Annotated in this window: 19 protein-coding genes; all 19 read left to right on the forward strand. The window is 70.2% G+C overall.

Translation table 11 applies throughout. From position 1 onward, the window contains the following. Nucleotides 1-35: 35 nt before the first annotated feature. The 19 genes from pgsA to secF all read left to right on the forward strand — a co-directional run bounded on the left by pgsA (nt 36) and on the right by secF (nt 19,138). On the forward strand, nt 36-647 hold the full coding sequence (gene pgsA / locus AB0L53_RS35595; protein WP_357955595.1) for a phosphatidylinositol phosphate synthase: 612 nt from the start codon (nt 36-38) through the stop codon (nt 645-647). Further along, nucleotides 644-1,552 carry a phosphatidylinositol mannoside acyltransferase gene (locus AB0L53_RS35600; RefSeq protein ID WP_364003585.1) on the forward strand — a complete coding sequence of 303 codons (909 nt, stop codon included), beginning with the start codon at nt 644-646 and terminating at the stop codon, nt 1,550-1,552. Before pgsA ends, AB0L53_RS35600 begins: the two co-directional genes overlap by 4 nt. Further along, the gene (locus AB0L53_RS35605) at nt 1,549-2,679 is read left to right on the forward strand and encodes a glycosyltransferase family 4 protein (protein WP_364003588.1); all 1,131 of its coding nucleotides are present in this window, start codon (nt 1,549-1,551) and stop codon (nt 2,677-2,679) included. Before AB0L53_RS35600 ends, AB0L53_RS35605 begins: the two co-directional genes overlap by 4 nt. 28 nt (nt 2,680-2,707) lie before the next feature. Next, a complete protein-coding gene (locus AB0L53_RS35610) occupies nt 2,708-3,250 on the forward strand; it encodes a hypothetical protein (protein ID WP_357955589.1) in 543 nt (180 codons plus the stop codon). Nucleotides 3,251-3,327: 77 nt separating this feature from the next. Continuing rightward, nucleotides 3,328-4,335 (forward strand): DUF3048 domain-containing protein, encoded by a 1,008-nt coding sequence (locus AB0L53_RS35615; protein WP_364003591.1) that lies wholly within the window; start codon nt 3,328-3,330, stop codon nt 4,333-4,335. Between the two features lie 108 nt (nt 4,336-4,443). After that, nucleotides 4,444-5,364, forward strand: a complete 921-nt coding sequence (pdxS, locus tag AB0L53_RS35620) for a pyridoxal 5'-phosphate synthase lyase subunit PdxS (RefSeq protein ID WP_357654753.1) — start codon at nt 4,444-4,446, stop codon at nt 5,362-5,364. Between the two features lie 220 nt (nt 5,365-5,584). Continuing rightward, entirely contained in the window at nt 5,585-7,267 is a 1,683-nt protein-coding gene (locus AB0L53_RS35625) for an alkaline phosphatase D family protein (protein WP_364003594.1), read from the forward strand. 84 nt (nt 7,268-7,351) lie between these two features. After that, nucleotides 7,352-7,774, forward strand: coding sequence for a MarR family transcriptional regulator (locus tag AB0L53_RS35630; RefSeq protein WP_364003597.1), 423 nt, complete (start codon nt 7,352-7,354; stop codon nt 7,772-7,774). 43 nt (nt 7,775-7,817) lie between these two features. Continuing rightward, the gene (locus AB0L53_RS35635) at nt 7,818-8,981 is read left to right on the forward strand and encodes an MFS transporter (RefSeq protein WP_364003600.1); all 1,164 of its coding nucleotides are present in this window, start codon (nt 7,818-7,820) and stop codon (nt 8,979-8,981) included. Between the two features lie 78 nt (nt 8,982-9,059). Next, nucleotides 9,060-9,638: a pyridoxal 5'-phosphate synthase glutaminase subunit PdxT gene (pdxT, locus tag AB0L53_RS35640; protein ID WP_357955577.1), complete on the forward strand. Its 579-nt coding sequence runs from the start codon at nt 9,060-9,062 to the stop codon at nt 9,636-9,638. Nucleotides 9,639-9,641: 3 nt separating this feature from the next. Then, a complete protein-coding gene (locus AB0L53_RS35645) occupies nt 9,642-10,394 on the forward strand; it encodes a YebC/PmpR family DNA-binding transcriptional regulator (protein ID WP_357654744.1) in 753 nt (250 codons plus the stop codon). Between the two features lie 41 nt (nt 10,395-10,435). Continuing rightward, nucleotides 10,436-12,070, forward strand: a complete 1,635-nt coding sequence (locus tag AB0L53_RS35650) for a hypothetical protein (protein WP_364003604.1) — start codon at nt 10,436-10,438, stop codon at nt 12,068-12,070. Nucleotides 12,071-12,081: 11 nt separating this feature from the next. Beyond that, entirely contained in the window at nt 12,082-13,239 is a 1,158-nt protein-coding gene (locus tag AB0L53_RS35655; RefSeq protein ID WP_364003607.1) for a GNAT family N-acetyltransferase, read from the forward strand. Between the two features lie 184 nt (nt 13,240-13,423). Then, complete coding sequence (gene ruvC / locus AB0L53_RS35660) at nt 13,424-13,981, forward strand: crossover junction endodeoxyribonuclease RuvC (RefSeq protein ID WP_364003610.1); 558 nt, start codon at nt 13,424-13,426, stop codon at nt 13,979-13,981. Further along, the gene (ruvA, locus tag AB0L53_RS35665) at nt 13,978-14,583 is read left to right on the forward strand and encodes a Holliday junction branch migration protein RuvA (RefSeq protein WP_364003613.1); all 606 of its coding nucleotides are present in this window, start codon (nt 13,978-13,980) and stop codon (nt 14,581-14,583) included. The genes ruvC and ruvA overlap by 4 nt, the downstream gene beginning before the upstream one ends. Nucleotides 14,584-14,599: 16 nt before the next feature. Beyond that, nucleotides 14,600-15,631, forward strand: coding sequence for a Holliday junction branch migration DNA helicase RuvB (gene ruvB, locus AB0L53_RS35670; RefSeq protein ID WP_357955567.1), 1,032 nt, complete (start codon nt 14,600-14,602; stop codon nt 15,629-15,631). A gap of 218 nt (nt 15,632-15,849) precedes the next feature. Beyond that, nucleotides 15,850-16,287: a preprotein translocase subunit YajC gene (gene yajC / locus AB0L53_RS35675; RefSeq protein ID WP_364003617.1), complete on the forward strand. Its 438-nt coding sequence runs from the start codon at nt 15,850-15,852 to the stop codon at nt 16,285-16,287. A gap of 42 nt (nt 16,288-16,329) precedes the next feature. Then, nucleotides 16,330-18,147: a protein translocase subunit SecD gene (gene secD / locus AB0L53_RS35680; RefSeq protein WP_364003620.1), complete on the forward strand. Its 1,818-nt coding sequence runs from the start codon at nt 16,330-16,332 to the stop codon at nt 18,145-18,147. A 1-nt stretch (nt 18,148) separates the two neighbouring features. Next, nucleotides 18,149-19,138: a protein translocase subunit SecF gene (gene secF / locus AB0L53_RS35685; RefSeq protein WP_364003623.1), complete on the forward strand. Its 990-nt coding sequence runs from the start codon at nt 18,149-18,151 to the stop codon at nt 19,136-19,138. The last annotated feature ends 131 nt before the right edge of the window (nt 19,139-19,269 follow it).

Here is a 19,269-nt window from a genome sequence, read left to right on the forward strand (position 1 = left end):
TCGTCGGCTCGTAAATGGCCTACGATCAGACCGCGATGCTGAAACTCCTGCGCCCGGCCATGACCCGGATACTCACCCCGCTGGGCAGGGCTCTGGCCGCCCGCGGGATCGGGCCGAACGTCGTCACGGCGATCGGCACGATCGGCACCGTCGTCTGCGCCCTGCTCTTCTTCCCGCTGGGTCAGCTGTCCTGGGGCGCCCTGCTGATCACGGTGTTCGTGCTGTTCGACCTGCTCGACGGCCTGGTGGCCCGGCTCGGCGGCAAGGGCGGCAGCACCTGGGGGGCCTTCCTCGACTCGACCCTCGACAGGGTGGCCGACGCGGCCATATTTTCCGGGCTGATTCTTTACTTCATCTCGAAGGACGACGCGCTGATGGCCGCGGTGACGCTGGCCTGCCTGGTCGCCGGGACGCTGGTGTCCTACGCCAAGGCCAGGGCGGAGGGCCTCGGGCTCACCTGTGACGTGGGGCTGGCCGAGCGGCCGGAGCGGCTGGTCGTCGCGCTGGTGGCCACCTTCTTCGCCGGGCTCGGCGTACCGTACGTCCTGCCCGCGGGGATGTGGCTGCTGGCGCTGGCCAGCGCGGTCACGGTGGTGCAGCGGGTGGTCCACGTCCACTCACAGACGCGGCAGACGAGGGAGCGATGAGCCAGAAGATCTCGGTCACCGATCGGGTCGTCGCCGCGGGGTTCGCGGCCGGCTGGAAGCTCGTCCCGCTGCTGCCCCAGCGCGCGACCGCGGGGGCGTTCCGGCTGCTGGCCGACCGGGTGTGGCGCAAGCGCGGCAGGTCGGTGCGCCGCCTGGAGTCCAACCTGGCCAGGGTGACCGGGCTCGATCCCGGCAGCGGCGAGCTGCGCGAGCTGAGCCGGGCCGGCATGCGCTCCTACTTCCGCTATTTCCACGAGGTGTTCCGGCTGCCGTCGATGCGCCGCGAGGACATCGTCCGCCGCACGCACGTGACCGGCGCCGAGCACATTCACGACACGGTGGCCGCCGGGCGCGGGGTGGTGCTGGCGCTGCCGCACATGGGCAACTGGGACCAGGCCGGCGCGTGGCTGGTGGGCGTGGGCCACCCGTTCGCGACCGTCGCGGAGCGGCTCAAGCCCGAGTCGCTGTTCCGCCGCTATGTCGCCTTCCGCGAGGGTCTGGGCATGGAGGTGCTGCCGCTCACGGGCGGTGACGGCCACAACTTCGGGACACTGGCCACGCGCGTACGCCGGGGCGGCGTCGTCTGCCTGCCCGCCGAGCGCGACCTGACCAAGAGCGGCATCGAGGTGCGCTTCTTCGGCTCGGCCACCAAGGTGCCCGCGGGCCCGCCGCTGCTGGCCGTCCAGACGGGCGCGGCGCTGCTGCCCGCCACCGTCTACTTCCACGGCGACGACTGGGGGATCGACATCCACGAGGAGATCCCCGTGCCCGAGGAGGGCACCAGGCAGGAGAAGGTCGCCATCGTGGCGCAGCGGCTGACGGACGTCTTCGAGAAGGGCATCGCCGAGCACCCGGAGGACTGGCACATGCTGCAGCGGCTCTGGCTGGAGGACCTGGCGAGATGAAGGTGGGCATCGTCTGTCCCTATTCCTGGGACATGCCCGGCGGGGTCAAACAGCACATCGACGACCTGGCCCAGGCGCTCATCGCGCAGGAGCACGAGGTCTCGGTCATCGCGCCGGCCGCCGACGACGAGGAGTTGCCGCCGTACGTGACGGGCGCGGGCCGGGCCATCCCGGTGCCCTACAACGGGTCGGTGGCCAGGATGTCGTTCGGCTTCATCTCGGCGGCCCGGGTCCGGCGCTGGGTGCGCGACGGCCACTTCGACGTGCTGCACATCCACGAGCCGCTGGTGCCGAGCCTGGGCGTGCTGGCCTGCTGGGCGGCCAAGGGGCCGATCGTGGCCACCTTCCACGCCTCCTGGACGCGCTCGCGGGCCATCGCGGTGGCCGAGCCGCTGCTGCGCAGCGCGCTGGAGAAGCTCAGCGGGCGCATCGCGGTCTCCGACGCGGCCCGTAAGAGCCTGGTCGAGCAGTTCGGCGGCGACACCGTGCTGATCCCCAACGGGGTGACCGTCAGCCGCTACGCCCACGCCGAGCCGCTCGACGGCTGGGGGCCAGACGGCGCCACGCTCGGCTTCCTCGGCCGGATGGACGAGGAGCGCAAGGGCCTGCCGATCCTGCTGGACGCCTTCAAGCCGCTGGCGGCCGAACGTCCGGAGCTCAAGCTGCTCATCGCCGGGCCGGGCGACGCCAAGGACGTCTACGACCGGGTGCCCAAGGAGCTGCACAACCGGGTCACCGTGCTCGGCATGGTCAGCGAGGCCGACAAGATCCGCGCCTACCACTCGGTCGACGTGTTCTGCGCGCCCAATACCCGGGGCGAGAGCTTCGGCATCGTGCTGGCCGAGGCCATGGCCTCCGGCGCGACCGTGCTGGCCAGCGACATTCCGGCCTTCCGCAAGGTGCTGGGCGAGGGGCAGGCGGGCGCGCTGTTCGCCAACGGCGACCCGGCCTCGCTGGCCCGCGAGGCGGCGGCGCTGCTCGACGCCCCGGAGCGCCGCGCGAAGCTGGCCGAGGAGGCGCTGGTCGCGGTCGGCAAGTACGACTGGTCGACGGTCGCCCGTGACGTCGTCCGGGTCTATGAGACGGTGACGGCCAGTGGCGCGGGCGGCGTGGAGGAAGACCTGTGACCTCGGTCAGCGACGTGGGGGATGAGCTGTGACGTCGACCATGATCGTGCTGATCGCGGGCATCGTCGTGGTGCTCACGGCCGTCTACATCTCCTGGCGGGCGGGCCGCCTCGACCGGTTGCACATCCGGCTGGAGCTGGCCCGCGAGGCGCTCGACGCCGCGCTCATGCGGCGCCGGGCCGTGGTGCTGGAGCTGGCCGGCTCCCGGCTGCTCGATCCGGCGACCTCGCTGGTGCTGGCCGCGGCGGCGCACGAGGCCAGGATGGCCGGGCCGGACGATCGCGAGCACGCCGAGAGCGACCTGTCGGGCGCGCTGCGCGCCGTGGTCGAGCAGGAGCGCTTCACCGAGAAGCTGTCGGAGTCGCCGGGCGGGCAGGCGCTGCTCGAAGAGCTCGGCGCGGCCGTGGCCAAGGTCGTCTATTCGCGCCGTTTCTACAACAGCGCCGTGGGTGTCACGCGAACGGCTCAGCGGCGCTGGCTCGCCAGAGTCCTTCGCCTGGCCGGACATACCGAATACCCCCAATTCTTCGAAATAGATGACAATCCGCCGGCGACTATGGCAACTGAATGACCCGATTTGGAGAGCGCCGGTAGGCTTCTTCCGTTTCTTGGCCCATGCGGAGGAGTACACAGGTGCGGCTACCTCGGATGATTACCGTGACGCTGGCCGGAGCGGCGGTTCTGCTGCCGGTCGCGGCCTGCTCGTCGAACGAGCCCGCGGCGGGCAAGGCCCCGCAGGCGACCACGGCGTCCCCGACCGAGGAGCCCGCGGCCGAGCCCGGCAAGACCCACCCGTTCACCGGACTGCCGATGGAGGGCGCCGCCAAGCCGGTGCTCGCCGTGAAGATCGAGAACACCGCCGCCGGCAAGCCCCAGCTCGGGCTCAAGAGCGCGGACATCGTCTACATCGAGCAGGTCGAGGCCGGTCTGACCCGTCTGATGGCGGTCTTCTCCTCCAAGCTGCCGGCCAAGGTGGGGCCCGTACGTAGTGCCCGCATCTCTGACCTGCACATCGTGCCGCAGTTCGGCAAGCCCGCCTTCGCCTACTCGGGCGTGCAGTCGCTGATGCTGCCGTTCATGGCCAAGGCGTCGCTGTACGACGTCGGCGACACCCGTAACCCGGGCGCCTTCTTCCGCCAGCCGGGCCGCTTCGCCCCTTACAACCTGTTCGCCAACACCAAGAAGCTGCTGTCGCGGGCCCCGGGCGCCGACAAGGCCAAGGACATCGGCTTCACCTTCGGCGACGCTCCGGCCGACGGCGGCGTGGACAAGAAGACCTACAGCGTCAAGTGGCCCGGCGCCCGCTTCACCTTCGGCTGGTCCGAGACGGACAAGAAGTGGATGATCTGGCAGGACGGCAAGAAGGACATGGCGGCGGAGGGCGGCCAGCTCGGCGCGCCCACGATCGTCGTCCAGTACACCAAGACCGAGCGCTCCCAGTTCCACGACAAGAACCAGAGCTACACGCCCCTGGTGCACAGCGTCGGCGAGGGCTCGGCGGTGGTGCTGCGCGACGGCAAGGCGTACAAGGCCAAGTGGGAGCGCAAGTCGGAGGAGAGCGGCACGACCTTCACCACGGAGAGTGGCGAGCCGATGAACTTCGCGCCCGGCCAGGTCTGGGTCGCGCTCGCCAGTCGCAAGCCCGTCATCCCGTGAAATGCGCACCTAGATGTACAAGAGGGCTGATAAATCCTGACATGGTGGCGTGTCAGGAGAGAGGCCCTCAGGACCTACCATGGGTTTGATAACTTACCGTTCGCTTTTGTGAGGAAGACCGTCGTGTCCAGCACGCCCGAAAACACCCCCGTCACCGGCACCGCGCGCGTCAAGCGTGGCATGGCCGAGATGCTCAAGGGCGGCGTCATCATGGACGTCGTCACCCCCGAGCAGGCGAAGATCGCCGAAGACGCCGGCGCCGTCGCCGTGATGGCCCTGGAGCGCGTGCCCGCCGACATCCGCGCGCAGGGCGGCGTGTCCCGGATGAGCGATCCCGACATGATCGACGGCATCATCGCCGCCGTGTCGATCCCGGTCATGGCCAAGGCCCGCATCGGCCACTTCACCGAGGCCCGCGTGCTGCAGGCCCTGGGCGTCGACTACGTCGACGAGTCCGAGGTGCTGACCCCGGCCGACTACGCCAACCACATCGACAAGTGGCAGTTCACCGTGCCCTTCGTGTGCGGCGCGACGAACCTGGGCGAGGCCCTGCGCCGCATCACCGAGGGCGCGGCCATGATCCGTTCCAAGGGTGAGGCCGGCACCGGCGACGTCTCCAACGCGGTCACTCACATGCGGACGATCCGTGGTGAGCTCAAGCGGCTCAGCTCGCTGCCCGAGGACGAGCTCTACGTCGCGGCCAAGGAGCTGCAGGCGCCGTACGAGCTGGTCGCCGAGGTGGCCCGCACCGGCAAGCTGCCCGTCGTGCTGTTCACCGCGGGCGGCATCGCCACCCCGGCCGACGCGGCGATGATGATGCAACTCGGGGCCGAGGGCGTGTTCGTCGGCTCCGGCATCTTCAAGTCGGGCGACCCGGCCAAGCGCGCCGCCGCCATCGTCAAGGCCACCACGTTCTACGACGACCCCGACGTGATCGCCAAGGTCTCGCGCGGGCTGGGCGAGGCGATGGTCGGCATCAACGTCGACGACATCCCCCAGCCGCACCGCCTCGCCGAGCGCGGTTGGTGACATCGGCCGCGGTGCGGCGTGTCGCCGCAGGTCACGCACGACTCGGAATGAAATGATCTAGTACGCCGGGCACACCGCCACGACGACGGAAATTTCCGAAAAGGGCGATATCCGTGAAGGATGTCGCCTTTTTCGTGTTAGGTGGTGTTCACCCGGGCGTCACGATTCTGAGTCAGGCTACGGGACGCCCCCTCCCCATTGATCGTCCCAGGAGCGCCCCGTGTCCAAGCTCAACCGCCGGCACTTCCTCGTCGCCGGGTTAACCGCGGGTGCCGCCGCGGCTCTCCCGGCCACCGCCGCCCACGCCGACCCCACCCCGGACCCCGCCGCCGAGACCGCCCAGAGTCTGGCCTCGCGGGGCCTTACCACCGACCCGTTCACGCTCGGCGTCGCGAGCGGCGACCCCGACCACGAGGGCTTCGTGCTGTGGACCCGGCTGGCCCAGCAGCCGCTGGCCGAGGACGGTTTCGGCGGCATGCCGCAGCGGCCGTTCCCGGTGCTGTGGCAGATCTACTCCGACGAGCGTTGCCGTCGCGTGGTCCGCAGCGGCGTCACCGTGGCCGCCCCCGAATGGGGCCACAGCGTGCACGTCGAGGTCGACAGTCTCGGCTCCGACCGTGAGTTCTGGTACCGCTTCCGCGTCGGCCCGTACGTCTCGCCCGTCGGCCGGGCCAGGACTGCTCCGCACCCGCTGTCGTACGGCGGCGCCCTGTCGATGGCCTTCGTCTCCTGCGCCCAGTACGAGCACGGCTACTTCACCTCCTACCGGAGGCTGGCCGAGGAGCACCCGGACCTCATCCTGCACCTGGGCGACTACCAGTACGAATACACCAAGAACACCTACAACATCCCCGGCGGCAACGTACGAAACCACGAGGGCCCCGAGACCGTCACGCTGGCCAACTACCGCCAGCGCCACGCCCAGTACAAGGCCGACCCCGACCTTCAGGCCGCCCACGCCGCCGCCCCCTGGCTCGTCGTCTTCGACGACCACGAGGTGGACAACAACTGGGCCGACGAGGTCCCGGAGCACGCCGAGGACCAGCCGACCTTCCTGCAGCGCCGCGAGGCCGCCTTCCGGGCCTACTACGAGAACATGCCGCTGCGCCGCACCTCCATCCCGCGCGGCATCGACATGCAGCTCTACCGGCGCGTGCGCTGGGGCCGGATGGCCAGCTTCCACATGCTCGACACCCGCCAGTACCGCGACGACCAGGGCTGCGGCGACGGCTACAAGGACTGCCCGGCCGCAGTGGACCCGGCGAGGTCGATCACCGGCGCGGCGCAGGAGGAGTGGCTGGTCGACGGCTTCCACAAGTCGCGGGCGCAGTGGGACATCATCGGCCAGCAGGTGTTCTTCGCCCAGCGTGACAACAACGCCGGCCCGGCCAAGGTGACCAGCATGGACGCCTGGGACGGGTACGTCGCCTCCCGCCAGCGGATCACGCAGGGCTGGGTCGACGCCAAGGTCCGCAACCCCGTCGTGCTGACCGGCGACGTGCACGCGCACTGGGCCAGTGACCTGAAGCTGAACTACGACGACCCGACCGGCCCGAGCGTGGGCTCCGAACTGGTGGCCAGCTCGATCTCCACCGGCGGCGACGGCGCGGACTCCGACCCGGCCACGCACCCGTTCCTGGCCATCAACCCGCACCTGAAGTTCTACAACAACCAGCGCGGCTACGTGGTGACGAAGATCGAGCGCGACGCGCTCACCGCGGACTTCAAGGTGGTGCCCCACCTGCGGGAGCCCGGCGCGGAGGCGTACACGAGGGCGACGTTCGTGGTCGAGGACCGTGTCCCCGGGGTGCAGCAGACGTACCTGCGGCCGCTCGACCCGTCCGTGCTCGCGCGGCGCGTCACGGTGGACGAGACCGTCCGCCTGGAGACCGAACGCCCGTAATTTCCGGCGAGGCGGCGTCCGACAGGGCGCCGCCTTTTCCATGCCTGGAATATTAGCCAGGCTAAGTTAGTTAGGCTAAGTATTATGAGGGACGATCCCACCGAGCTGGCCGAACAGGTCTCCGCGGTGCTCCGCCACCTGGTGCTGCTGCTCAGGCGCACGGTGGCGGGCCAGCCGGTCACCAGCCAGCAGTACGCCGTCCTCGGCTCCCTGGAGCCCGGCCCGCGCCGGATGACGGAGCTGGCCGAGGAGCACGCCGTACAACTGCCCACCATGTCCGTGCAGATCAACCGCCTGGAAGAGGCGGGACTGGTGGCCAGAGGCTCTGACCCGGCCGACGCCCGCGTCAGGACGGTCGAGCTCACCGACGAAGGCCGCGTCCGGCTGCGGGCCGTACGCCAGGCCAGGATCGCCCACCTCAGCCGGGAACTGGCGGCGCTCAGCGATGACGAGCGAGCCGCCCTGGCGGTCGCCTTGCCCACATTGGCGAAGCTCGGCCGCACATGAGAGGAGCACTATGCAGTCCGGTGGCGGAATCCTTCGTCAGCCGATGTCCGTCTGGGCCACCGCCTTCGCCGCGGTGGTCGCCTTCATGGGCATCGGTCTCGTCGACCCCATCCTGCCGTCCATCGCCCAAGGTCTGAAGGCCACGCCCAGCCAGGTGTCACTGCTGTTCACCAGCTACTTCCTGGTGACCGCCGTCGCCATGCTGCTGACCGGCTGGGTCTCCAGCCGCATCGGCGGCAAGCGCACCCTGCTGGCCGGGCTCGCGCTGGTCATCGTCTTCGCCGCGCTCGCGGGCACCTCCACCAGCGTCGCCGAGCTCGTCGGCTTCCGCGCCGGCTGGGGCCTGGGCAACGCGCTGTTCGTGGCCACCGCGCTCGCCGTCATCGTCGGCGCGGCCAGCGGCGGCGGCGCCGCGGCCATCATCCTGTACGAGGCCGCGCTCGGCCTGGGCATCTCCGCGGGCCCGCTGGCCGGCGCGCTGCTCGGCGACTGGAACTGGCGAGCCCCCTTCTTCGGCACCGCCACGCTGATGGCCGCCGGGTTCGTGCTGATCGCCACGCTGCTGGAGAAGACGCCCAAGCCCGCCGTCAGGACCAAGCTGAGCGCGCCCCTGCGGGCCCTGGCCCATGGCGGCCTGTCCACCACGGCCTTCACCGCGCTGTTCTACAACTTCGCCTTCTTCACGATCCTCGCCTTCACCCCGTTCATCCTGCACATGACCGCCTACGGCATCGGCGCGGTGTTCTTCGGCTGGGGCGTGTGCGTGGCGCTCGCCTCGGTGTTCGGCGCGCCGCCGCTGCAGCGCCGGATCGGCTCGGTGAACGTCCTGCACCTGGCCCTGGCCGTGCTGGCCGTCCTCCAGGTCGGCATCGCCGTGTCGGGGCACGCCGGGATCATCGTCTGCACGATCCTGTCCGGCATCCCGATCGGCCTGAACAACACCGTCTTCACCGAGTCGGCCATGGAGGTCTCCGACGCGCCCCGGCCCGTCGCCTCCGCCGGTTACAACTTCGTCCGCTGGATGGGCGGTGCCCTCGCCCCCTTCATCGCCACCAAGCTGGGCGAGGAACTCGGCGCCCCGGTCCCGTACGCGCTGGGCGCCCTGTGCTGCCTGATCGGCATGGCCATCCTGTACGCCCGGCGCCACCACCTGAGCGCCCTGTCCCGCGTGGACGTCGTGGCCCAGGAGGCCGCCGCGGCGGCGTGATCGCCCACCCCTAGGAAGATCCCAGGCCGTCCTAGTGTTGAATTATCCGAAACCCGTAAGCCGGACGGAAGGATCACCGTGCCCACGATCGGTGTACTCGCTCTCCAAGGGAGCGTGCGCGAGCATGTGCGCATGCTCCAGGAGGCCGGCGCGTCGGCCATCGCCGTACGCCGGCCCGCCGAGCTGGACACGGTCGACGGCCTGGTCATCCCCGGCGGCGAATCGACCACGATGTGGAAGCTCGCCGACACCTTCGACCTGCTCGAACCCCTGCGGATGCGGATCAAGGACGGCATGCCCGCCTATGGCTCCTGCGCCGGCATGATCATGCTGGCCGACCGGATCGAGGACGGCGCCGAGGGACAGCAGACCATCGGCGGCATCGACATGGTCGTCAGGCGCAACGCCTTCGGCCGCCAGATCGACTCCTTCGAGTCCGATCTGGACTTCGCCGGCGAGCGGGTGCACGCCATCTTCATCCGCGCCCCATGGGTCGAATCGGTCGGCACGGACGTCGAAGTGCTGGGCATCGCCGAGCCTGGGGATAGGATCGTCGCGGTCCGCCAAGGACCGCTGCTCGCGACCTCGTTCCACCCTGAGCTGACGGGTGACACGCGCGTGCACCGATACTTCGTAGACATGCTGAGGGAGCTCTAGGTAATGTCCGGCCACTCCAAATGGGCGACGACGAAGCACAAGAAGGCCGCGCTCGACGCCAAGCGCGGCAAGCTGTTCGCGAAGCTCATCAAGAACATCGAGGTGGCGGCCCGGACCGGCGGCCCCGATCCGGACGCCAACCCGACGCTCTTCGACGCCATCTTCAAGGCCAAGAAGAACTCGGTGCCCAACGACAACATCGAGCGGGCCCGTAAGCGCGGCGGCGGCCTGGAGGCGGGCGGCGCCGACTGGCAGACCATCATGTACGAGGGCTACGCGCCCGGCGGCGTCGCGGTGCTCATCGAGTGCCTCACCGACAACCGCAACCGCGCGGCCTCCGAGGTGCGTGTCGCGCTCACCCGCAACGGCGGCTCGCTGGCCGACCCCAACTCGGTGTCCTACATGTTCCACCGCAAGGGCGTCGTGCTCGTGCCCAAGCAGGGGCTCGACGAGGACGACGTGCTGACGGCCGTGCTGGAGGCGGGCGCCGAGGAGGTCAACGACCTGGGCGACTCCTTCGAGGTCGTCTCCGAGGCCGGCGACCTGGTGCCGGTGCGCAAGGCGCTCCAGGAGGCGGGCATCGACTACGACTCCGCCGAGTCGAGCTTCCTGCCCACGATGAGCGTGCCGCTCGACGAGGACGGCGCCAAGAAGGTGTTCCGCCTCATCGACGCGCTCGAGGACAGCGACGACGTGCAGAACGTCTTCGCCAACTTCGACGTCTCCGACGAGATCATGGAGAAGCTGGAAGCGTGATGGCGCACGCCTGATCTGAGTCCGCTGTAAGGTCGGGCGTCGTGACCTCCCCCCGTACCTCTACCGACATCTCGCCCGCCTTCGCGTCTCCGGCTCTCGGCTGGCTGCTCCTGCTGCCGGCCCTGCTGGGCACGTTGATCACCTTGCTCCTGCCCACCGTCCAGACGATCCTGCTCAGCCTCCAGTCGGCCGGGCTCACCGGACCGAGCGTCTTCGTGGGACTGGCCAACTACGGCCAGGTGCTGGGTCAAGGGGCGTTCTGGAAGGCACTGGTCTTCACGCTGTCCATAACGGTCATCCCGCTGCTGGTGGCCGTGGTGGTGGGACCGCTGCTCGCGCTGGCGCTCGACTGGTCGGGCGCGTGGCCGAGGCGCGCCGGGCGGATCGTACTGTCGCTCGCCCTGGTGGCGTTCTCGCCGGTGGCCGTGGCGATCTCCTGGATGCGCGGGCAGATGCCCGACGCGTCCGGCCTGGCCACGATGGCCGAGGGCCTGCGCGACCCCGCCACGGCTCCGGGAACGCTCCAGCTCATCATGGCCGCCGCCACCTTCGGCGTGGTCTGCGCGCTGGCGACGATGGCGTTCCTGCCCGCGCTGCGCGGCGGCACGGTGTCACCGGCCATGCTGGCCGTGGGCGGGCTCGTCGCCCTGGCGATGGTCGCCGCCGGGCTGCAGACGTTCGCGATCGGGCTGACCATGACGCACGGCGGCCCCAACGGGTCCACACAGACGCTGAGTCTCGTCCAGTACACCTACACCTTCATGGTGGGCAGGGTCGGGCTGGGCGCCACGGTGGCGACCGTCATGGGGCTGGTCCTGGGTGTCCTGGGGATCGGCGCGGTCTGCGTGGCGGCGGCGAGCGGCATGCGCATCACGATCGAGCCCCGCGGGGCGACCCCGGATCAGGCCGTCGTACGAGCCGGCTCCGGGGCCAAGGTGATCGTCGGCGTGGTGGCGCTGGTGGTCGTCGCCGCCGTCGGGCTCGCCTTGACCTGGCCGTGGCTGTCGGCGCTGCTGGCGCCCGCCCAGCCGGCAGCCGCGGCCCCGTCCGGGTGGCGCACGGTCGTCAACACCTGGGCGCCCGCACTGATCGGCGCGCTGGTGTCGGTGGGCGTCGCCTACCTCGGGGCGCTCGGCATCGGCGGGCTGCGGCCGCTGGGCCGCAGGAGCGAGTGGCTGCTGCTGGTATTCGCCCCCTGGCTGTTCGTCGGGATGGGCCCGCTGAGCCTGGCCGGCTGGCGCACCGTCCGCGGCATGAGCCTGATCGACTCCTTCATCGCCCTCGTCCAGCCGGTGCTGGTCAGCGTGCCCGCCCTGCTGATCCTGACGCTGCTGTGCAAGGGACTGGCCGCGCGGACCGGCAAGGACTTCCTGGGCGGCGTGGTCCTGCCCTCGCTGCCCATGGCCGGCATCCTCGTCCTGGCCGTCACACTCGTGAACGGCCAGGAACTCCTGTGGCCCCTGCTTGTCGCCCAGGACCCCGGCCTGGCCACCGCGCCGGTCCAGCTGCTCACCCGGACCAGCGGCTACACCTCGGCCCCGCCCGAGGTCGGCCTGGCCACGCCGCTGGCCGTTGTCGCGATCGCCCTGATCGGGATCGTCGCCGCGCAGCTGCTCTACCTCGACCGGCTCGCCATCACCGTGGGCCGTTCGCGGGCGGACGCCTCACCTGCGTAAATTGTGGGACCGTGGACATCCGTGATGTGACCTCCGACGACCTTGACGCCGTTCTCGACCTCCGCCAGCGCTCCTTCGGCCTGGTTCCGGCCGCCGAGCGGGAGCGCTGGCGCCAGGCGGCGCTGCCGGCGCTGGCCGAGGGCCGCTACCTGGGCATGTTCGACGGGCCCAGGCTGGTCGCGACCTCGCGGCTGCGCCCGTTCACCCAGTGGTGGCACGGCAAGCCGCAGCCCTTGGCCGGGGTCGCGGCCGTCACCGTCAGCCCGGAGGATCGCGGCAAGGGGGTCGGCGGCCGGCTCATGCAGGCCACCGTGGAGCGGGCCGTGGCGTTCGGCGATGCCGTGTCCGCGCTCTATCCGGCCACCACGCCGCTCTACCGCTCGGCCGGCTACGAGCACGCGGGGGCGCAGCACCGCGTCACGCTCCCGGCCGAGTCGCTGCGGACGATCCCGCCGAGCGGCCGGGTCGAGCTGCGCAGGATGGGTCCCGGCGACGCGGCCGAGGTGGTCTCGGTGCTGCGGCGGGCGCACGGCGCCGCGCGCGCCTCCGGCCCCGTCTCATGGGACGAACGCACCTGGGCGCTGTGGCTCGGCCAGGAGGACGACTTCCTCTATCTGGCGCAGGACGGCTATGTCGTCTACCGCTGGGCCGGCCCGGACATCGAGGTCGACAACCTCGTCGCCGAGTCCGAGGAGACCGCCAGGGCGCTGTGGTCGCTGGTGGGCAGCGCGTCGTCGATGGCCGCGCACGTCACCGCCAATGTCGCGCCCGACGACCCGGTGCTGTGGCTGCTGCGTGAGCGGTCCACGGAGACCATCAAGCAGGTGCGGTGGATGTTCCGCGTCCTCGACGTGGCGGCGGCCGTGGAGCGCAGGGGATACCCGGCCGCCGTCGCGGGCGAGGCGGTCGTCGAGGTGACCGACCGGCTGCGGGCGGGCAACACGGGGCGCTGGCGGCTGGAGTTCTCCGGCGGCGCCGGGGCCGCCACCCCGCTCGGGGACTCGGGGGAGTCCGGGGCGGTGCTGTCGATCAACGGCCTCTCCGCCCTGTACGCGGGGATCCCGGCGGCCACGCTGCGGCGCGGCGGCCTCATGTCCGGGCACGAGCGCTACGACGAACTGCTGGACACTGTCTTCGCCGCCAAGCCGTACATGCTGGACTACTTCTGACCGCCCCAGCCACGTCCGCTCTCCGGCGGCCCTACGGTCTCGGGCGTTCCGGAGGGCTGGCGCACGGTCGCGGGCGTTCCCGGCGGACGGCCCATGCTCGCGGGCGTTTCCCGATGCGCGGGCACGTCAGCCGGGGTAGAGTCTCGTGCCGAACAGATGTTCGGCGGCGCGGGGAGGCAGGCCGGTGCGGGTGATGGGCGTCGATCCGGGGCTGACCCGGTGCGGCCTTGGCGCGGTCGAGGGGCGGCCGGGCGCGCCGCTGACCTTGGTGGCCGTCGGCGTGGTGCGCACCGGCGCCGACGAGGAGCTGGGCACCCGGCTGGTCGGCATCGAGGCCGGGATCGAGCAGTGGCTCGACGACGTGCGTCCCGACGCGGTGGCGGTCGAGCGGGTGTTCAGCCAGCACAACGTCCGCACGGTCATGGGCACCGCCCAGGCGGCGGGCATCGCGGTCCTGTGCGCGGCCAGGCGCGGCCTGCCCGTCGCGCTCCACACCCCGTCCGAGGTCAAGGCGGCCATCACCGGCAGCGGCACCGCCGACAAGAAGCAGATCGGCGCCATGGTGACCCGCCTGCTGCGGCTCAGCGAGATGCCCAAGCCCGCCGACGCCGCCGACGCGCTCGCCCTGGCCATCTGCCACGTGTGGCGCGGCGGCGCCCAGCACAAGCTGGCCCAGGCCGTGGCCAGGGCCCAGAGCCGCACGGCCCAGGGCCGTACGACAGGGAAGGGCGTGGCGCTGTGATCGCGTCCGTGGCCGGGCAGGTGACGGCGATCACCCCCTACGGCGCGGTGATCGAGGTCGGCGGGGTCGGCATCCTCACCCACTGCACACCCGCCACCCTCGCCGCGCTCAGGGTGGGCGAGGAGGCGCGGCTGGCCACGTCGCTGGTGGTGCGTGAGGAGTCGCTCACCCTCTTCGGCTTCGCCACCGCCGACGAGCGCACCGTCTTCGAGCTGCTCCAGACGGCCAGCGGCGTCGGCCCCAAGGTGGCGCTGGCCATGCTCGCCGTCCACACGCCCAACGCGCTGCGCGTCGCCGTGGCCTCCGCCGACCTCAAGGCGCTCACCAAGGTGCCGGGCATCGGCCCCAAGGGCGCCCAGCGCATCGTGCTGGAGCTCAAGGACCGGCTCGGCACGCCCGACGAGGCGCTCGACGCGGCCCTCAACGGCGACCGGCGGGCGGCGGCCTGGCGCGACCAGGTCCACTCGGGGCTGGTCGGGCTGGGCTACTCCGCCAAGGACGCCGACGAGGCCATCGCCGCGGTCGAGCCGCAGGCGGGCGACGACCCGCAGATCGCCGTCCTGCTCAAGGCCGCCCTGCGAACGCTGAGCAGCGCGCGATGAGCGGGGAGGTCCAGGCGTGAGCCTTGAACGTGATCTCGTCTCGCCCGACGCCGAGGGCGACGAGCTGCAGATCGAGGCGGCACTGCGGCCCAAGCGGCTGAGCGAGTTCATCGGCCAGGCGCGGGTGCGGGAGCAGCTGTCGCTGGTGCTGGAGAGCGCCATGCGGCGCAATCGGCCGCCGGATCATGTGCTGATGAGTGGTTCGCCGGGTCTGGGCAAGACGACACTGGCTATGATCATCGCAGCCGAGTTGAGCGCTCCGCTCCGCATCACCTCAGGGCCGGCCCTGGAGCGGGCCGGTGACCTCGCGGCCATCCTGTCGACGCTGGCCGAGGGCGAGGTGCTGTTCATCGACGAGATCCACCGAATGGCCCGCCCGGCGGAGGAGATGCTCTACCTCGCGATGGAGGACTTCCGGGTCGACATCATCGTCGGTAAGGGCCCCGGGGCCACCGCGATCCCGCTCGACATCGCGCCGTTCACCCTGGTCGGCGCCACCACCAGGGCCGGTCTGCTGCCCGCGCCGCTGCGCGACCGGTTCGGCTTCACCGCGCACATGGACTTCTACGAGGTCGAGGAGCTGGAGCGGGTCCTCTACCGCTCGGCCAGGCTGCTCGAGGTGACGCTGCCGGGCGAGGGGGCGCACGAGATCGCCAGGCGCTCGCGCGGCACGCCCCGCATCGCCAACCGCCTGCTGCGCCGGGTCCGCGACTTCGCCGACGTGCGCACGGAAGGCGTCATCGACCGCGACATCGCCTCCGCGGCCCTCAACTTGTACGAAGTCGACCCCGAAGGGCTCGACCGGCTCGACCGCGCGGTGCTCGGGGTGCTGCTGCGCAAGTTCGGCGGCGGCCCCGTCGGCCTGTCCACGCTCGCCGTGGCCGTCGGCGAGGAGCCGGAGACGGTCGAAGTGGTGGCCGAACCCTTCCTCGTACGCCAAGGACTGCTGGCCAGGACCCCGCGCGGCCGGGTCGCCACCGCCGCGGCGTGGCACCACCTCGGGATGACACCGCCACCCGACGCATTCGGAGCGACACTTTTCGACTGATCACAGAACGGTTGCAACCGTTTCAATATGGGAACTTCCCCGCGCGCCGAAACGCTGCTTCGTTGCCGCGTTTCGCAACAAGCGCCTACACTCCGTGGCTTGGCTGGCTGTGTAGGCTGACGGGCTGAGCGGCGCGGCCCCGAGGCTACGCACGGAATTTCCGGCGCGAGGCCGGTGTCAACTTCTTGTACGACAATGGAAGGTCGCCCCTTATGAACATGGGACAACTCGGAAGCATCCTGCCGCTGATCCTTCTGGTGGTGGTGTTCTACTTCTTGCTGATCCGCCCCCAGCGCAAGCGCCAGCAAGAAGCGACCGCCATGCAGAACTCATTGGCTCCGGGTGCCCGTGTCATGACCACCACCGGCCTGTTCGGAACGGTGGTCGCGGTGGACAATGAGGACGTGATTCTCGAGGTCGCCCCCGGGATCGAGACCCGTTGGGTGAAGGCCGCCATCGGGCGTGTCGTCACTCCCGGAGACGCTCCGGCCGACGAGCCTCTCGCCGACGAGCCCGTGGTGGACGACGTCGTCACGGACGACACGGCCGATCACGAGGTCGTCAAGGGCGACGATAAGGACAACACTCCCCGTGAGGAGACCGAGACGACCGTGGAGCGCAACGGCGGCAAGGACTCCAGCACCAAGCAGTCCTGACTAGGCTCTGCCTCAAACCCCTATCTGAAAGACTGACGACCAGTGGCCCGACCGACCAGCCGCCACAGCCGACCGGGGCGAACGCTCCTGGTGCTGCTGGCGCTCATCATCGCCCTCGGTGGGACGATGTTCCTGCAGAAGGCGTTCACGCCCAAGCTGGCACTCGACCTCGCCGGCGGCACGACGGTGACTCTGTCTCCCGTGACCCTGAACGGCGCCGCCCCGCCTGAGGAGATCCTGGACCGCGCGGTGAACATCATCCGCGACCGGGTCAACGGCACCGGCCTGTCCGACGCGGAGGTCGCCAAGTCAGGCGACAACATCATCATCTCCGTTCCGGGCGCGGGTCAGGAGGAGGTCATCAAGCTGGTCGGCACCACGGCGGAGCTCCGCTTCCGCCAGGTGCTCGCCATGGCGGCCACGCAGACTCCGCAGGAGCTCGCCACCGAGGCCCCCAAGCCGGGCACGTCGCCGTCCGCCGCCCCGTCCAGCACGGCAACCTCCAAGCCGTCGGCCAAGCCGTCCTCGTCGGCGGGAGCCCCCAAGCCCAGCACGTCGCCCACGGGCAAGGCCCTGTCCTCGGCGCTCGTCGCGCCGACGGCCACCCCGTCGGCCAGTGCCCCGGCGACCGCGGCGCCCAAGGCCCAGGAGACGCCGAAGGCTCAGGACACCAAGAAGGGCCAGAAGGACGCCAAGGCCACCCCGGCGCCCACCCCGACGTCGAGCGGCCAGCCGCCCACCCAGGACCCCAACGCGGGGATCAACACCCAGGGCATCGACCCGGCCGTGCTCGCGCAGTTCAACAAGCTCGACTGCAGCGACCCGAAGAACCGCGGCAAGGGCGTCCAGGACGACCCGGCCAAGCAGTTCGCCGCGTGTGAGTCCGACGGCAGCCTCAAGTACGTCCTCGACGTGGCCAAGGTCGTCGGCACCGACATCTCCTCGGCCAGCGCCGGCGTCCAGCAGGGCAGCACGCAGTGGCTCGTCCAGCTCGACTTCAAGAGCAGCGGCGCGAGTGAGTGGAGCAAGCTCACCTCGACCGCGTACAACTCGCAGGACCCGCGCAACAAGGTCGCCGTCGTGCTCGACGGCGTCGTGATCACCGCGCCCAACATCATCGGCCCGATCCCGGGCGGCCGCGCCGAGATCACCGGCGGCTTCACCCAGAAGACCGCCACCGACCTGGCCGACCAGCTCAAGTACGGCGCGCTGCCGCTGAAGTTCAACCCCAGCTCGATCGACACCGTGTCCTCGACGCTCGGCCAGGACCAGCTCATGGGCGGCCTGATCTCCGGCGCCTTCGGCCTGGCCCTCGTGGTGCTCTACTCGCTGTTCTACTACCGCGGCCTGGGCATCGTCGCCGTCCTCAGCCTCGGGGTCGCCACGATCATCACGTACACGGCGGTGGTCGTGCTCGGCCACAACGCCGGGTTCCGGCTGTCGCTGCCGCACATCATCGGCCTGGTGGTCTCGATCGGCATCACCGCCGACTCCTTCATCGTCTACTTCGAACGCATACGAGATGAGATGAAGGAAGGGCGGCGGACGCTTCGCGCGGCCGTCGAGGTGGCCTGGGTGCGTGCGCGGCGCACGATCCTGATCGCCGACGCCGTCATGTTCATCGCCGCGATCGTGCTCTATCTGCTGGCCGTGGGCGGTGTGGCCGGGTTCGCGTTCGCGATGGGCCTGACCACGCTGATCGACATCGTGGTGGTGTTCCTGTTCACCAAGCCGCTCATCGCGGTGCTGGCCAAGCTCAAGTTCTTCGCCAAGGGTCACCCGCTGTCCGGCCTCGACTCCGAGCGTATGAGCCAGGACCTTGGCACCACCGGCCGTACGACCACCCCGCAGGAGGCCTGAGATGGGACTGGGGCGTCGCCTCTACCGCGGCGAGATCGACGTTGACTTCGTCGGCCGCTGGAAGCTCTGGTACAGCCTTTCCGGCTTCCTGCTGATCGTCTCCCTCGCCGGGCTGCTCTTCAACGGGCTCAACCTGGGCGTGGAGTTCAAGGGCGGGTCGGTCTTCTCCTTCAAGGCGCAGACCGCCACCATCCAGCAGGTCCGCTCCTCCTTCCTCGACGAGGGCGTGCACCAGCCGATCGTGCAGACGGCCGGCGACCGCTGGCGGGTCACCACCGAGGCCCTTGACACGGCGGCGGTGACCAAGGTCCAGAACGGCATCGCGAAGGACTTCAGCGTCCCGGTCAAGGACGTCGACATCCAGTCGATCGGCGCGTCCTGGGGCGGTGAGGTCTCCAACAAGGCATGGATCGGCCTGGGCGTCTTCATGCTGGCGATCATTCTCTACCTGTCCATGGCGTTCGAGCCGAAGATGGCGCTGGCCGCCATCGTCGCGCTCATCCACGACCTCGTCATCACGGCGGGCGTCTACGCCTGGTCGGGCTTCGAGGTGACGCCCGCGACGCTGCTCGGCTTCCTGACCATCCTCGGTTATTCGCTCTACGACGCGGTCGTGGTGTTCGACATGATCAAGGAAGTCACGGCCAAGCTGGGCACCACGTCGAAGCAGACCTACTCGATGGCGGCCAACAACGCCCTCAACCACACGCTGATCCGATCACTGAACACCTCGCTGGTCGCGATCCTGCCGGTGGCGGCGATCCTGTTCATCGGCACCACGCTGCTCGGCGCGGGCACGCTGAAGGACCTGTCGCTGGCACTGTTCGTCGGCATGATCGTCGGCACCTACTCCTCACTGTGCGTGGCCACGCCGCTGCTGGTCACGCTGAAGGAGCGGGAGCCGAAATACCAGGCCATCGCCAGGCGGCTCGCCTCCACCGGCACCAAGGGTGGCAAGGGCGCCAAGAGCGCGGCGACGGCCAAGGGCTAGCCCGGCTCGGCCCACACGGGCCCGCACGCGCACGAACGACGCCTCCGCCCGGATGGGCGGGGGCGTCGGCTTGTAGAAGCCCTGAGGGCCCTCACAGGGCCGGACATAACCGGGTGAATGCCACTTACCAC

Source organism: Nonomuraea sp. NPDC052129, from assembly GCF_040680095.1.
Lineage (GTDB): Bacteria > Actinomycetota > Actinomycetes > Streptosporangiales > Streptosporangiaceae > Nonomuraea.

Bases quoted from the DNA above. Each gene is read 5' to 3' on its own strand.
- pgsA (WP_357955595.1), top strand. From the start codon at position 36: ATGCTGAAACTCCTGCGCCCGGCCATGACCCGGATACTCACCCCGCTG.
- AB0L53_RS35600 (WP_364003585.1), top strand. From the start codon at position 644: ATGAGCCAGAAGATCTCGGTCACCGATCGGGTCGTCGCCGCGGGGTTC.
- AB0L53_RS35605 (WP_364003588.1), top strand. From the start codon at position 1,549: ATGAAGGTGGGCATCGTCTGTCCCTATTCCTGGGACATGCCCGGCGGG.
- AB0L53_RS35615 (WP_364003591.1), top strand. From the start codon at position 3,328: ATGATTACCGTGACGCTGGCCGGAGCGGCGGTTCTGCTGCCGGTCGCG.
- AB0L53_RS35630 (WP_364003597.1), top strand. From the start codon at position 7,352: ATGAGGGACGATCCCACCGAGCTGGCCGAACAGGTCTCCGCGGTGCTC.
- AB0L53_RS35635 (WP_364003600.1), top strand. From the start codon at position 7,818: ATGTCCGTCTGGGCCACCGCCTTCGCCGCGGTGGTCGCCTTCATGGGC.
- AB0L53_RS35645 (WP_357654744.1), top strand. From the start codon at position 9,642: ATGTCCGGCCACTCCAAATGGGCGACGACGAAGCACAAGAAGGCCGCG.
- yajC (WP_364003617.1), top strand. From the start codon at position 15,850: ATGGGACAACTCGGAAGCATCCTGCCGCTGATCCTTCTGGTGGTGGTG.
- secF (WP_364003623.1), top strand. From the start codon at position 18,149: ATGGGACTGGGGCGTCGCCTCTACCGCGGCGAGATCGACGTTGACTTC.